This window comes from Actinoplanes lobatus (assembly GCF_014205215.1).
GTDB lineage: Bacteria > Actinomycetota > Actinomycetes > Mycobacteriales > Micromonosporaceae > Actinoplanes > Actinoplanes lobatus.
Window position 1 is genome coordinate 7,949,646 of sequence record NZ_JACHNC010000001.1, and the last position, 14,621, is coordinate 7,964,266.

Below are 14,621 nucleotides of genomic sequence, written 5' to 3' on the forward strand. Positions count from 1 at the left end.
GGGACCGCCGAAGTGATCTGATACGATCGCATTCGATCACAGGGGAGGTCAGATGCGCGTTCCGTCAGCCGACGATCGCGACGCCTGGACGACGGTGGACGCGGCCACCCTCCAGGCGCTCACCGAGCGCGCCCGGGCCAGTCTCGGCACGCCGTGGCCCACTCCCCTGGCCCACGACTTCGCCCGGTTCCATCGCGACGGCGACCGCGACACCTACGAGCAGGCCGTCTGGGCGCGGCACGAGCGACTGGCCCGGGCCACCGCCCTGGCCGCCGTCACGCTCGAACCGGTGTGGCTGGACGAGGTCACCGACGGCGTCGTCCTGTTCTGTGAGCAGAGCACCTGGTGCTGGCCGGGCCATGACGACATGCACGCACGGCACGGCTCGGTCCTCCCGGTCGTGACCGATCCGTGCGTCGATCTCGGCGCCGGGGAGGTGGCCGCCGACCTGGCGTGGATCGACCATGTGCTGGGCGGGCACCTCGACGGGCACGTGCCGGGCCTGCGCGCCCGGATCCGGCACGAGGTGGACCGCCGTGTGCTGACCCCGTTCACCGAGCGGCGCGACTGGCACTGGCTGGGCCTCGACGGTCGCGTGCACAACTGGAACCCGTGGATCCACAGCAACGTCCTGATCGCCACGCTCGCCCTGGTCGACGACCCGGCCCGCCGGCAGCGGCTGATCGGCCTGATCACCGAGGGCCTCGACCGGTTCGGCGCGGCCCTGCCCGCCGACGGCGCCATCGACGAGGGCGTCCACTACTGGTGGTACGGCGCCTGTCGTTACCTGGAGGCCCTCGAGATGCTCGGCGCCACCACGGCGAAACCCGGCGTCGTCGCCTTCCCGCACCGGGTCCACCTGGGCGGGCCGTGGTATGTCAACCATGCCGACGGTCCGGCCCGCCCGTCGTACGAGCAGCCGTGGCACGTCCTGCACCGGCTGGCCCGGCTCCACGGCGACAAGGAGGCCGAGGCGCACGCCGCCGCGCACCGCCGCCCCGGCGAGCCGGTCGCCCACGAGAGCCCGGGTCTCGGCTATCTACTGCTGGCGCTCACCGACCGCGACTGGGCGGCGGTCCGGCCCGGCGGGTCGCCGCTGCCCCGCGACGTCTGGTTCCCGTCCACGCAGGTGCTGCTCGCGCGGTCCGGGGCGGGCGGCTCCACCGGGCTCACCCTCGCCGTCAAGGGCGGCCACAACGACGAGAACCACAACCACAACGACGTCGGCAGCTTCATCGTGGCCCGCGACGGGGCGCCGGTGCTGGTCGACCCGGGGCGGCCCACCTACACGGCGCAGACGTTCGGGCCGCACCGCTACGAGATCTGGACCATGCGATCCACCTGGCACAACACACCCACCATCCGGGGTACGGAACAGGCGGCGGGCCGTGCGTTCGCGGCGCGGGCCGTGGTCGCCGGCGATGCGGCGCTGACCATGGACCTCGCGGCCGCCTACCCCCGCGACGACATCCGTTCCTGGATCCGGGCCGCCCGGCTGGACCGCGCGACCGGCACGGTCACCATCCGGGACTCCTGGGACCTGGCGCCCGGCCCCGCCGATCCCACCGTGATCCACCTGGTGGTGGCCGGAGACGTGACCGTGTCGGAAAGCCGTGCCGAGGCCGGCGGCGTGGTCATCACCTGGGCAGCCGTCGAGGCCGGCGATCCCGGCGCGAAGCCGCCGAACGCGGACGCCGTCCCGGCGCACACGCACACGGGACCGGCAAGAGCGGACGCCAGCCCGGCGAATGCGGACACGGGGCCGTTTGATCCGGGCGTGCGTCGCGGAGGATCATCGCCCGGTCTACCGTGCACCATCGTCGTGCGGGAGCTGGACGACCCGATGCTGTCCGACGTGTGGGGCGACCGGCTGACACGCCTGGACATCGACGTCACCGCGCTCGGCCCCGTCGGTACCCTCGAACTGACCGTCAAGGAGACGCGGTGAGCACTTCTGACAAACGCGGGCCGTTGCAGGTGGCCCGGCGAGCGCGGCTGCTGGAGCAGTTGCAGCGCGACGGCGTGCTGCGCGTCTCCGACCTCACCGACGCGCTCGGCGCGTCCACCGTGACGATCCGCCGCGACATCGCCCAGCTCGCCTCGGAGGGCCTGGTCCGGCGGGTGCACGGTGGTGTCGCCCTGCCCACCGCCGACGACCTGCGAGACCCGGAGCTGGACGGGCCGACCGGCGGCAGCGTCGGCATGCTCGTGCCGTCGCTCGACTACTACTGGCCGCACGTGGCCCGCGGCGCCGAGAGTGCGGCCCGCGAGCTGGACCTGAGGATCGTGCTGCGCGGTTCGTCGTACCAGACGGAGGACGACCGCCCCCAGCTCAACCGGCTGGTCGACCAGGGTGTCGACGCGCTGATCGTGGCCCCGCGGATGGACGTGCCGACCGCCCGGCTCACCATCGAGTGGCTGGCCGGCACCGGTCTTCCGGTCGTCCTGCTGGAACGCACCGCCCACGCCGGGCCGCACCACGCCTTCCTCGAGTCGGTCGTCACCGATCACGCGCAGGGCGCCGGCATGGCGGTCCGGCACCTGACCGGCCTCGGCCACGAGAAGGTGGGCGTGGTCCTGGCCCAGCCGAGCCCCACCCGCCCGCACGTGCGCCGCGGCTGGCTGGAGGCGGCCGACGACTGCGGCCTCGACGTGACCGGCACGGTCGACATGCTGGTCCCGGACGCCCAGTCCCCCGACTGCCGGGCCGCCCTGGACCGGGTGATCGACCGGTGTCTGGAGACCGGCACGACCGCGCTGCTGGTGCACGCCGACGCCGAGGCGATCGCCCTGGTCGAGCGGTGCGAGGAGCGGCACCTCTCCGTGCCCGGCGACCTGTCCGTGATCGCGTACGACGACGAGGTGGCCGGTCTGTTCAGCCCGGCCCTGACCGCCGTGCGACCACCCAGGGGGTCGATCGGCGTGGCCGCCGTCCGGCTGGCCGCCGATCGGCTCGCCGACCCGCGCCGCCCGGTCCACCGCGTCATGATCAGCCCATCGCTGCAGGTGCGCGATTCGGTCGCCACCCTGCGCCGGCCACCGGCCAAGTGACCGCGGCCGGCCAGTGGGCGGGTCAGCGATCCGGATGCACCGACCCGGCCAGGAGGCGGTCGCCCAGGTCGGAGCGGCGGTACAGGACCGAACGGCCGTGACGGGCACTGACCAGGAGGCCGCCGGCGCGGAGAGCGCGTAGGTGCTGGTTCACCGCGGTGGTGGTGACGCCCAGGCGGGTCGCGAGTTCGGTGGAGGACGCGGGTGTGCCGAGGCGGGCGAGCAGGCCGGCCCGGTGGACGCCGAGCAGGGCGGCCAGGGCTCCCGGGGCGGGCAGGGGTTCGGGCTGCCACAGGGTGCCACTGCCCCGGGCCAGGTAGATGATCATCGGTGGCTCGCCGGGGGAGATCGGGGCCGCCACCGCGGGGGTCCACATCGTCGGGACCAGGGTCAGGCCGCCCAGGGTCGGGCGGGTGTAGTGGACGTTGGAGTGCAGCCGTACCTCCACGGTGTCGCCGGTCATGGCGACCCGGTCGGACAGGCCCGCGAACATCGTGGCCAGGCCGTGCTGGGCGATCTCCCGGCCGCGGTAGGTGACGTCGCCCTCCAGCAGGGCCCGCATCCGGGGCCAGTGGGCGGCGAAACACAGGTCCCAGTAGCCGGCCAGTGCGGTGACCATCCGGGTGAGCGCGCCCGGGGCGCGTAACGGTGGCGGGAGGCGCTCGCCGGCACCGTGGAGCAGCCGCAGGTCCCGGTCGACGACGTCGGCCGGGGTGGCCGCGACGGTGGCGAGTTCGTCCTCGATGCGGGTCAGCGGTGAGCGTGGCCGCGGGGTCAGGAAGTCCGGGGTCCACAGCCGTTCGTCGATGAGGGCCAGCAGCATCTCGGTGTCGAGTGCGTCGCGGGCCTGCCGCATGCGGCGGATCCACGGCAGGTGGATCGGGAAACGGCCCGGATCGCGCCAGCTGCGCAGCGACAGGACCAGCTCGTTGAGGGGTGAGACGGCGAACCGGACGCTCGCCAGGTCGGGACCGACCAGCTGGTATCGCACCGGCATGAAGCAGAACGCTACATCAATCGTTTCCTCCGGCCGGACCGGGTGAACTCTTGCCGTGCCTGTGAAACAAGTCCTGACCTTGGCCACCGTGGCCACCTCGACGGCCAAGGGGGTGATGTTCAGCGTCAGCGCGCTGTTCTTCACGACGGCGGTCGGGATCAGCCCGGCGACCGTCGGAACGGGCCTCACCGTCGCCGGGGCCGGGGGTGTGGTGACGGCGTTCGCGGCCGGGCCGCTCTGCGACCGGTTCGGGCCGCGGCGGGTGCTGCTCGTCGCGGCCGCGGCGCAGGGCGGGGCGCTCGCGGCGTACTGCCTGACCCGCGGCGCCGCCATGTTCGTGCTGGTCGCCTGCCTGGCGGTCGGTGCCGAGAGCGTGCAGCGGACCGCGCACGTCGCACTGCTGGCCCGGGCGTTCACCGGTCCGGACCGGGTCGGCGTGCGGGCCTGGCTACGGGTCGTGGACAACGTGTCCATCGCGGCCGGATCCGGGTTCGCCGCCGTGGCGCTGGCGGTGGGCAGCCGGTCCGCCTATGTGACGGCGGTGCTGGCGGCCGCCGTACTCACGCTTGTCGCTCTGGTGCCGTTGCGGGCCCTGCCCGCTCTCAGCGGGGGCGGCGGTGACCGGCCGGCGCGGGGCGGCCGGTCACCGCTGAAGGATCGCCGGTATCTGACCGCGACCGCGCTGCACGCCGTGGTGAGTATCCAGTTCCTGCTGCTCACCGTCGGGATGCCGCTGTGGGTGACCGGCCGCACCGCCGCACCGGACGTGACCGTCGCGTTGCTGTTGTTGCTGAACACCGGCCTCGTCTCGGTCCTCCAGGTCTGGTCGACCCGGCTGGTCGGCGACGTGCCGTCGGCCGGCCGGGCGGTCTTCCGCGGTACGGTCCTGCTGCTGGCGGCCTGCCTCTGCTACGCGGCCGCCGGATACCCCAGCGGCGCCGGGTTCGCCGTCGCGCTGCTGGTGGCGGCGGTCGTGGCACACAGTCTGGGCGAGATCGTCTCCGAGACCGGCGGATGGGAACTGGCCTTCGAGTGGGCCGACCCGGCCGACTCCGGCGCCTACCAGGGCGTCAGTCAGGCCGGTGTGGGCATCGGCCGGGCCGTGGCGCCGGTCCTCGTCACGTCGACGGCCATCGGGCTCGGGCTACCCGGGTGGCTCCTGCTCGGCGGCGTGTTCCTGGCCGCCGGCGCCGGAACCCGGGCGCTGAGCGCTCGGGGGCAGGCGCCGCGACCCACGCCGAGCGCACGGAGGACGGTCAGCCCACGCCGCCGGTGAGCGGCAGGCGCCGCGACCCACGACGAGCGGACGGACGACGGTCAGCCCACGCCGGCGGTGAGGGGTCAGGCCCGGACCCGGCGGGCGAGGGAGGACTGCCGGACCACCAGTTCGGGGGCTACCAGGACGCCCTGGACCGGGCGGCGGTCGCCGTCGATGAGGCGGGAGACCATCAGTTCCACGGCGGTTCGGCCGACGTGGTTCTTCGACGGGCGGATCGCCGTCAGCGGCGGGGAGGCGAGGTGGGCCACCTCGTCGTCGTACGAGACGATGGCCAGGTCGTCGGGGACCCGGATGCCCTGTTCGGCGCAGGCCTGGGCGACCGCGATCGCCTGCGGGTCACTGTGCACGATCAGCGCGGTCAGGCCCAAGCCGACCGTGTGACGGGGGTTCACCGCGTCGTCGGGGATGCCCAGGTCGGCGCAGGCCCGGTGCCAGCCGCGCAGCAGGTAGGCCGACGTGGGGCTGCCTCCGGACAGGACCAGCCCGATCCGGCGGTGGCCCTGGTCGTACAGGTGATTGACGGCGATCTCCAACCCGAGAGAGTGATCGCTGCGCACCCATTCGACCTGCCGCGGAGCGGCGGTCCATCGTCTCGGCTGGCGTTCGACGAGGATGGTCGGGACCGGCAGGCGGGTGATCCAGCCGATCATCCGGTCGGCGTCCTCACCGTCCAGGCAGGGCGCGAGCAGCAGGCCCTGCACCTGGCCGGCGTCGACGAGCCGGGCGATCTGCCGCCGGTCCTCCTCCGGGTCGTAGCTGGAGCCGCGCAGCTGCACGTTGACGCCGAGCGCCGCGCCGGCCGCGCGGGCGCCGGCGACGATCGGCGGCCAGTAGAAGTCGAGCGACGGCACCACCATGCCGATCGTGAACGTGGCCGGGCGGGTGGCCCGCGGCGGCAGCGGGCGGGTCGCGGCGGGCAGCGTGGCGCCGCCGTGCACCCGGTGGACCAGGTTGCGTGCGGCCAGGGCGGCGATGTCCCGGCGGATGGTCAGCTCACTGACGCCCAGGTCACGGGCCAGATCACTGACCCGTACGGCGCCGCTGCGCCGCAGTTCGGTGAGCAGATGCTCGTGCCGCTGCACCGAGAACAGCGTTGTTCGATTGGTTGCGTTTCCGACCGAGCGGGATCGCACCATGGCCTCACCGTTTCCGACCGTTTACGAAGACGTTACGCACATTCTTACGCATCGATCAGAGAGTCGGATGAGATTGTTCGCCGCGGTCATGGCGGCGCTGCTGTTGATGCCACCCGCTTGGTCTCGCCGGAGTCGCAGCGGCCCGGCTCGCGGACACCGGGATCAGCGGCGCCACCGGTAGGCCGGCACCGCCCGGTTTGCGGCCGGCTCCATCGGGAATAGGCTGACTCGAGCCTTCAGCAGCGAGGTAGCCAAGTCCGCCCTCATACGCCCGGACCCGTCATTCGACGCCTTCCCGCACGATCACATCCACCTACGGGTGGACCAGCAGGAGGCCTTCACTTGCTGGCTGCAGCGGGGCCGCTGCTGAGGGGCCGCTGCTGAACCGCCGCCGAGCCGAAAGACATCTGTCCGCCGCGTGGGGACCGCAGCCTCGCCGTTTTCGGCGCCGCCCGCCCGGCCAGATCGGGGTGGCCACGGTCGAGGCCAGGATGTAACCGGTGGTGACCCAGGCCTGGCAAAGGGTCCCTCTGAGGCCCGGCGATTGCTCACCGGGCCTCAGGGACGGTGCTCAGAAGCCAGTGTTCCCGGCTCCGCGGATGACGGTGAAGGTGCTGCTCGTGTTGCTGAGGCCACCGGACGCGGCGCCGGTGACGCTGGTGTTGCTGAAGGTGGCGTTGCCGGAGACGTTGTCGACGGCGATGCCGTAGGTGCCGGTGTTCTCGATGGTGACCCGGTCGAAGGTGACGCCGCTGATGGTGCGGCCCCAGCTCAGCAGCACACCCTGGTAGGTGCTGTCGCGGATGACAGTGTCGCTGACCTGGAGCGGGGCGGTGATGTCCGCGGTGTCGGCGTAGATCCACAGTGCGCCGAGCCGGCTGCCCCAGTTGGGTTCGAAGCCGCCGGTACGGGTGAGGGTGTTCCGCGCGACGACCGTGGTCCCGGACAGCGGCACCGGGTTGAACCGGGTGCTGACCGTGATGCCGGCCGACGCGGTGACCGTGTCGGACAGCAGGTTGTCGGTGATCCGGTTGCCGTTGCCGCCGTAGATCGCGGCCGTGTTGGCGAGCATCGGCAACTGCACCGTGTTGAAGGTGAACGCCGAGTTGGTGACCGCCGACCCGTCGGACCACATGGCCAGCGCGTCGTCGCCGGTGTTACGGATGCTGGACTGGTCGATGCGGGTGTTGCGGACGTCGCCGTGCAGGTTGACGCCGTCGGCGTAGGTGTCGCGGATGCGGGCGCCGACGACGTAGAGCCCGTCGGTGCCGTTGTCCGCCCACAGGCCGACCTTCGAGTGGTGGACGAGCACGTTCTGCAGCAGCGAGCCGGTACCGAAGTTGCCTTCGAAGGCGGCGTCGTCGCCGCTGTCGTCGCGGTAGGTGGCGTCGCCGGTGATCGCCAGGTCGGAGATCCGCACGTCACTGCCGGTGGCGAAGAAGCCGCCCTTGCCGTCGACGCCCTTGAGGGTCGTGTGCCACGGTCCGGCGCCGCGGATGGTGACGCCCTGCACGTTGATCCGCGACGAGATCGGGTAGGTGCCGGCGGGGATCCACAAGCCCGTTCCGGCCGCCTTCGCCGAGCTGATGGCGCTGTTCAGGTCACCGCCGGCGAACGACACGAACCCGGCGGGCATGGTTCCGGCGACGGCCTGCTCGAGATCAACGACGTCGATGGTGTACGACGATGCGCTGTCCCCGGCGTCCTTCTGCAACTTGAGGACGGTGCCGGCCGGCCAGTCACCGATCAGGGTGCGGCTCTCGTCGTAGAACCGGTGGGCGTTGCCGTTCGCCGGGTTGTTGCCGAACGGATAGTCCCCGTAAACCCACGAGTACCGCGAGGTCAGCCCGAGGTCGCGCAGGTGCGTGCCGTTGGCGTACAGCGACAGCGACGCGTCGATCCCGGTGCCCGCCGCGTTGTCCGGAATCGAATAGCGGACGGTCAGCGCGTCAGCCGGTTTGGTGAGGGTGAACTGGACGTACTGGCCGGTGCCGGTGAGCTGCACGGCACGCCGCCCGGACGACTCCGAGGCGATCGTCCTGTAGGTGCGGTCGGCGGCGAGCACGGTGCCGTTGGTGGTGGCGCTCTCCGCCTCGAACGAGGTCCAGGGCAGGGTCGCGCCGCGCTCGGCCAGGGCCTCCGCACCGGCCACGGTGATCCGGTCGATCGCCACGTCACCGTTGTCGGCGGCGTCACGCTGGTAGCTGATCGTGTTGAGCCCGGCCCGCAGCGCGAGGCCGGTGGCCACGGTCGTCCAGCCGGTGGCGGCCGGCAGGCTCACCTGACCGCTCTTCACCCCGTTGACATGGACCGAGAGGGTACGAGCGGAGCCGCTCGCGTTGCTGTACCGCAGTGTCGTGGTCCGGGTACCGGCGGCCGGCAGGTTCGCGGTGAAGACGACCCGCGCCCCGGTGGCCGTGAAGCCGGTGAGGTGGCCGCTTCCGGAGTAGCCGCCGATGGCGGTGCTGACCGACGGCCCCGACGAGTGGAAAGCCGTCTCGGCCTCGGCGATCACACCGTCACCGGCCGGCGGCGGGGTGGTCGTCGTCGTCCCGACGATCAGGTGATCGAGGTTGACGTTGCCGGAGTCGGCCGCGTCGAACCGGATCGCCACGGTGTTCGTCCCGGGGCTGAGCACCGCAGTGGCGGTCTGGGTGGCCCAGGTGTCCCAGTTCGCGGTGGCGGCCAACGAGAGCTGCTGGGTGCGGGCGCCGTTGACGTACAGCGAGAGGGTCTTGACCGTCCCGGTCCCGTTGGCGTAGCGCAGCGTGAGCGGAGCGGTCCCGGTCGACCCCGAGTTCACCGCAAACGTGGCGGCGGCGTTGCCCTTTGCGGCGTCGGTGAAACCGCCCGCGAAGCCGGTGCCGGTGTAGCCGGGATGATCGGTCTCGACCCGGGCGCCGCCGGTGAGGGTGGCGTTCTCGGCCTCGAGCTGCCCGGCCGGTGCGGCGGTGACCGGGGAGACAGCCAGCTCGTCGAGGTTGACGTTGCCGGAGTCGGCCGAGTCGAAGGCGTAGGCGACCGTGTTGGCGCCGGCGGTCAGCGCGGCCGTGGTGCCGGTGGTGGTCCAGCTGTCCCAGTTGGCGGTGGCGGGCAGCGGGACCTGCTGGGTGCGGGCGCCGTTGACGTACAGCGACAGGGTCTTGACCGACCCGGTCCCGTTGGCGTAACGCAGCGTGAGATTGTGCTGCCCGGTGGTCGCCGCGGTGACGGCGAGAGCGGTGCGGGCGTTGCCCCGGTTGCCGTCGGTGTATCCGCCGACGAAGCCGGTGCCGGTATATCCGGAGTGGTCGGCCGCCTTTACGGCGCCGCCGGTGAGGGTGCCGTTCTCGGCCTGGTAGACGATGGTGGCGGCGGAGGCGGGGCCGCCCGACACGGCGGTGATCACGGCGGCGGTCATGGTGAGGGCCGCCACGGCGGCGGCTATCGGTCTTTTCCGCATGAGGACTCCAAGGTGGACGTGTCCCGGAGAGGAGAGGATGTGGGGCGGGACAGTAGCCCTCGCCGCAAGGAGCTGCAATAAGACGGAAATCTTGAGAAATTCGGCTGCGGAATCGTTGTCGAAAAGTCGACAAGAATCTGACGTGCTTGCTGAGCTGAGCAAACGCCCCACAGAGAGGCCAGTCAGGCCCCGGCCGGTGGAAACTCGCCGCCGTGGACCGCTCGAATCTTTCGTCGTTTCCGATTCGTTCCCGGCGTGTCAGAGAGTTGTTTCGAAGGTCGGCCCGGTCGACCCTCGGACGACCAGTTCCGGCTCGTGCAGCAGCTCCTTGGGAGCGGTCGTGGTGGTCCGGCCGCCGATCTGGTTGACCAGCAGCGTGACCGCGGCCCGGGCCATCGACTCGATCGGCTGGCGCAGCGTGGTCAGCGGCGGATCGGCGTAGTTCATGAACGCCGAGTCGTCGAAACCGACCACCGACACGTCCTCCGGGACGCGCTTGCCGACCCGGCGCGCGGCGCGGGTGGCGCCGAGCGCGAGCACGTCACTGCCGCAGATCAGCCCGGTGGCGCCGGCCTCGATCAGGTCGGCGGCGGCCGCGTGTCCGCCCTCGAAGGAGAACATCGCGTGCGAGATCAGCCCGGTGACCGCACCGTCGGAGCGGGCGGTGAGATCGCGCATCGCCGACACCTTGCGATGCGACGGCTCGTGGCCCTCGGGCCCGACCAGCAGCCCGATCCGGCGGTGCCCGAGCGAGGTCAGGTGCCGGTAGGCCATCTGCACTGCGGCGACGTCGTCGGTGGACACCCGCGGGAACCCCGGGTACGCCTTGGCGGCGTTCAGCATCACCACCGGTACTCCCCGGCTCAGCAGTTGCTCGTGCTCGGGTTCGGTGAGCCCGCCGCAGAAGACGACACCGGACACCTGCTGGTCGATGAGCATCGTGGCGTACTCGGCCTCGGTCAGCCCGCCGACCGTACGGGTGCAGATGACCGGAGTGAAGCCGAGCTGCACGAGGGCGCCGCCGACCGCCTCGGCCAGCGCCGGGAAGATCGGGTTCTGCAGTTCCGGCAGCACCAGGCCGACCAGCCGGGCACGGACACCGCGCAGCTTGGTGGGCCGCTCGTAGCCGAGCACATCGAGGGCGGTCAGCACGGCCTGACGGGTGGCGGCCGCGACACCGGGCTTGCTGTTGAGCACCCGGCTGACGGTGGCCTCGCTGACCCCGACCTTCGAGGCGACCTCTGCGATCTTGCGTGTCATGGGCTGGAGCGTAGCGAGAGTTACCTTTATGACGGTAGTTTGCGACAAAACTTGCACAGAATCCGACGGTTCTTGCAAGTCGTTGTTGTTCTGTTGCGCAGCGGTTACGCCTGCCCGTAACTTGTGGTCCACGCCACCGGTGACCGGCTCTGACCTGCACATTCGGCGGTGCTCCCTCCTTATGACCTTTCCCAGGAGTAGCGATGACCACGCTCACCAGGGTCGGCAGACGCCGCCTCCTCTCGTCCGTCGCGGTGACGGCGAGTTTCGCCCTGTTGCTCGGCGCTTGCGGTTCGGACGAGACCCCGGAGTCCTCGAACGGCCAGGTGACGATCACCGTCAACAACATGCCGCCGGAGACCGAGGCGCTGCAGCGCAAGAACTTCCTCGACGACATCGCGGCGTTCGAGAAGGCCAACCCGAAAATCAAGATCGACCCCAAAGAGGGGAAGATGGACCCGGCGACCTTCTCCGCCAAGCTCGCCGGTGGGCAGCTGGAGAACGCCTACTACGTCTACTTCACCGACCCGGCCGGGCTGATCGCCCGCAAGCAGGCCGCCGACATCACGCCGTACGTCGCCGGGTTCCCGGACATCCAGCAGATCAAGCCGAACCTGCTCGAGGTGTTCGGCGACGGCAAGGGCAAGCAGTACGGCCTGCCCGAGGGCAACTACACGATGGGCCTGGTCTACAACCGGGAACTGTTCAAACAGGCCGGACTCGACCCGAACAAGCCGCCGGCCACCTGGGACGAGGTCCGCGAGTACGCCAAGAAGATCTCCGCGCTCGGCGACGGGATCAACGGGTACGGCGACTACAGCAAGAACAACACCGGCGGCTGGCACTTCACCGCCGAGATGTACACCCGCGGCGGCGACGTCGCCGCGCGGGGCGCCGACGGCAAGTGGACCGCCGCGTTCAACAACGACACCGGTAAAGCCGTCCTCCAGCTGCTCAAGGACATGCGGTTCACCGACAAGGCGATGGGTGAGAAGCAGCTGCTCGAATGGGCCGACCTGCTGCAGCAGATGGGCGCCGGCAAGCTCGGCATGTACCTGGCGACCGCCGACAACATCCCCACGATCGTCTCGCAGTACAAGGGCAGGACCGAGGACTACGGGTTCGGCCCGGTTCCCGGCGGCCAGGGCACCCTCGGCGGTGGCGGCGGCTACATGTTCAGCCCCAAGAGCAGCCCCGAGCAGATCAAGGCGGCCATGGCCTGGGTGCTGTTCCGGCACGCCGACCCGGCCCGCATCGACGAGGGCAAGAAGCGCGACGCCGACAACAAGCAGCCGGTCGGCCTGCCCGAGCCCAACATCTTCACCGGGGCGGCCGGCGCCACCTACGACGCGGCCAGCAAGAAGTACGCCAACGTGCCCACCGAGAACTTCGCGCCGTTCGTGGCGGCCCAGGCGAACATCCCGCTCAAGGTGGAACCGCCGAACGCGCAGAAGATCTACGCCGTTCTCGACCCGGTCATGGCGGCCGCGCTCACCAAACCCGACGCCGACATCCCGGCCCTCCTCGCCGACGCGGAGAAGCAGGTCAACGCCATCCTGGCCACGGTTTAGCCGGATTCGCCCGGGGACGGTCAACCGTCCCCGGGCACAGCACCGATCACGAAAGGCTCCGCATGGCGACAACCACGACCGCCGCCGTGTCACCACGGCTGCGCGCGCACCGCGACACCGGGCGGCTATGCCGCCGACTACAGGACAACCTTCTGGCGTACGGGTTCCTCGCGGCCGCCCTGGTCTGCTTCGGACTGTTCTCCTGGTATCCGCTGGTGCGCAGCATCACCCTCAGCCTCCAGCAGGACAACCTGGTCACCGAGCCCGAATGGGTGGGACTCGACAACTTCCGGGCCCTGTTCGACGACCCGCTGCTCGGCACCGCGATCGCCAACACCGTCGAGTTCACCGGACTGGCCCTGGTGTTCGGCTACGCCATCCCGATCGCGATGGCCATCCTGCTCAACGAGCTGCGGCACTTCAGCACGTACTTCCGGCTCGCCGTCTATCTGCCGGTGATGCTGCCGCCGATCGTCAGCGCCATGCTCTGGCAGTTCTTCTACGACCCCGGACAGGGACTGTTCAACACCCTGCTCGACGGCGCACACCTGCCGACCTCCCAGTGGGTGCAGTCGCCGGAGACCGCCATGCTGTCACTGGTCCTCGTCTCCACCTGGGCAAACATGGGCGGCTCGACCCTGATGTACCTGGCCGCGCTGCAGTCCGTGCCGCCGGAACTCTACGAGTCGTCCGAACTCGACGGGGCGAGCCTGTGGAAGCGGATCTGGCACGTCACGCTGCCGCAGATGCGCTTCATCATGCTGGTGATGGCGCTGCTCCAGATCACCGCCACGATGCAGGTGTTCATCGAGCCGTTCCAGCTCACCGGGTTCACCAACCCCGACACGATCACCGTGATGACGCTGATCTACCGGTACGCGTTCGCCGTCAACCAGGACTTCGGGCTCGCCGCCGCCCTCAGCGTGCTGCTGTTCGTCGTGCTGGCCGCGTTCGCCGCCCTCTACCTGCGGATCACCCGCGAGAGGACCGTCTGATGGCCGCCACCCGGACCCTGATCTCCGACATCGCCCTCAAACGGCCCCGCACCCGGGCCGTCTACTTCACCGTCCTGGCCGTCACCACGGTCGCGGTCGCCGCGGTGTTCCTGTACCCGCTGTACTGGATGGCCACGGCCGGGTTGAAGACCCCGGCCGACTTCGCCGCGCAGACGGTCACCGTCATCCCGCGGAATCCGAGCATCTCCGCGTACGCCGACGCGTGGGACCACATGCGGATCCCCCACTTCTTCCTCAACACCGTCTACTACGCGATCGGCGGGTGGATCGTGCAGCTCGCCGTGGACGTCAGCGCCGCCTACGCGCTGTCCCGGCTGCGGCCGATGTTCGGCGGGGCGATCTTCGCGGGGATGCTGGCGACGCTCATGCTTCCGGTGGCGGCTCTACTCGTACCCGCGTATCTGACCCTGAGTGATCTTGATCTGATCAATTCGCCGTGGGGTCTGTGGTTGCCGGCCGCCGCCAACGGTTTCAACATCTACGTGCTGAAACGGTTCTTCGACAACATCCCGCAGGAGATTCTCGAAGCCGCCTGGATGGACGGCGCCTCCCGGATGCGGACCCTCACGAGTATCGTCCTGCCGCTGTCCCGGCCCGTCCTCGCCGTCATCTCGATCTTCTCGATCATCGGCATGTGGAAGGACTTCCTCTGGCCGATGCTGGTCATGCAGGACCCGGACAAGCAGACCCTCTCGGTCGCCCTGCAACGGCTGTCGGCCAGCAGTCAGGTGCCACCCACCGAGATGATCGCCGGCATGACCATCGCGGCCATCCCGATGATCGTCATCTTCGTGATCTTCCAGCGTCACATCCTCGGCGGCCTCTCCGCCGGCGCCGTCAAGGGCTGAAAACTCTTTAGGAGCTTCACC

At 70.4% G+C, this 14,621-nt stretch carries 10 protein-coding genes; 6 read left to right on the plus strand and 4 right to left on the minus strand.

Going from position 1 to position 14,621, the window contains the following annotated elements:
* Window positions 1-52 precede the first annotated feature (52 nt).
* Both BJ964_RS36535 and BJ964_RS36540 read left to right on the plus strand, forming a co-directional pair.
* Complete coding sequence (locus BJ964_RS36535; RefSeq protein ID WP_203832681.1) at window positions 53-1,948, plus strand: heparinase II/III domain-containing protein; 1,896 nt, start codon at window positions 53-55, stop codon at window positions 1,946-1,948.
* The gene (locus BJ964_RS36540) at window positions 1,945-3,051 is read left to right on the plus strand and encodes a substrate-binding domain-containing protein (RefSeq protein ID WP_188124913.1); all 1,107 of its coding nucleotides are present in this window, start codon (window positions 1,945-1,947) and stop codon (window positions 3,049-3,051) included. Before BJ964_RS36535 ends, BJ964_RS36540 begins: the two co-directional genes overlap by 4 nt.
* Window positions 3,052-3,073: 22 nt before the next feature.
* On the opposite strand, the gene BJ964_RS36545 is transcribed toward BJ964_RS36540, so the two are convergent.
* Entirely contained in the window at window positions 3,074-4,048 is a 975-nt protein-coding gene (locus BJ964_RS36545) for an ArsR/SmtB family transcription factor (RefSeq protein ID WP_188124914.1), read from the minus strand.
* An 88-nt stretch (window positions 4,049-4,136) separates the two neighbouring features.
* Here BJ964_RS36545 and BJ964_RS36550 point away from each other — a divergent pair, with 88 nt between their 5' ends.
* Window positions 4,137-5,324: an MFS transporter gene (locus BJ964_RS36550; protein WP_316254213.1), complete on the plus strand. Its 1,188-nt coding sequence runs from the start codon at window positions 4,137-4,139 to the stop codon at window positions 5,322-5,324.
* 65 nt (window positions 5,325-5,389) lie between these two features.
* Here the strand turns inward: BJ964_RS36550 and BJ964_RS36555 are convergent, their stop codons facing one another.
* From BJ964_RS36555 to BJ964_RS36565, 3 genes are all read right to left on the minus strand, one after another.
* On the minus strand, window positions 5,390-6,409 hold the full coding sequence (locus BJ964_RS36555; RefSeq protein ID WP_268248012.1) for a substrate-binding domain-containing protein: 1,020 nt from the start codon (window positions 6,407-6,409) through the stop codon (window positions 5,390-5,392).
* A gap of 625 nt (window positions 6,410-7,034) precedes the next feature.
* Window positions 7,035-9,905 carry a CBM35 domain-containing protein gene (locus tag BJ964_RS36560; protein ID WP_203832680.1) on the minus strand — a complete coding sequence of 957 codons (2,871 nt, stop codon included), beginning with the start codon at window positions 9,903-9,905 and terminating at the stop codon, window positions 7,035-7,037.
* Between the two features lie 258 nt (window positions 9,906-10,163).
* On the minus strand, window positions 10,164-11,165 hold the full coding sequence (locus BJ964_RS36565; protein ID WP_188124916.1) for a LacI family DNA-binding transcriptional regulator: 1,002 nt from the start codon (window positions 11,163-11,165) through the stop codon (window positions 10,164-10,166).
* A 203-nt stretch (window positions 11,166-11,368) separates the two neighbouring features.
* Between BJ964_RS36565 and BJ964_RS36570 the strand changes: the two genes are divergently transcribed.
* The 3 genes from BJ964_RS36570 (at window position 11,369) to BJ964_RS36580 (ending at window position 14,600) form a co-directional block, all read left to right on the plus strand.
* Window positions 11,369-12,736, plus strand: coding sequence for an ABC transporter substrate-binding protein (locus BJ964_RS36570; protein ID WP_188124917.1), 1,368 nt, complete (start codon window positions 11,369-11,371; stop codon window positions 12,734-12,736).
* Between the two features lie 62 nt (window positions 12,737-12,798).
* A complete protein-coding gene (locus tag BJ964_RS36575; RefSeq protein WP_188124918.1) occupies window positions 12,799-13,731 on the plus strand; it encodes a carbohydrate ABC transporter permease in 933 nt (310 codons plus the stop codon).
* Entirely contained in the window at window positions 13,731-14,600 is an 870-nt protein-coding gene (locus BJ964_RS36580) for a carbohydrate ABC transporter permease (protein WP_188124919.1), read from the plus strand. Before BJ964_RS36575 ends, BJ964_RS36580 begins: the two co-directional genes overlap by 1 nt.
* The last annotated feature ends 21 nt before the right edge of the window (window positions 14,601-14,621 follow it).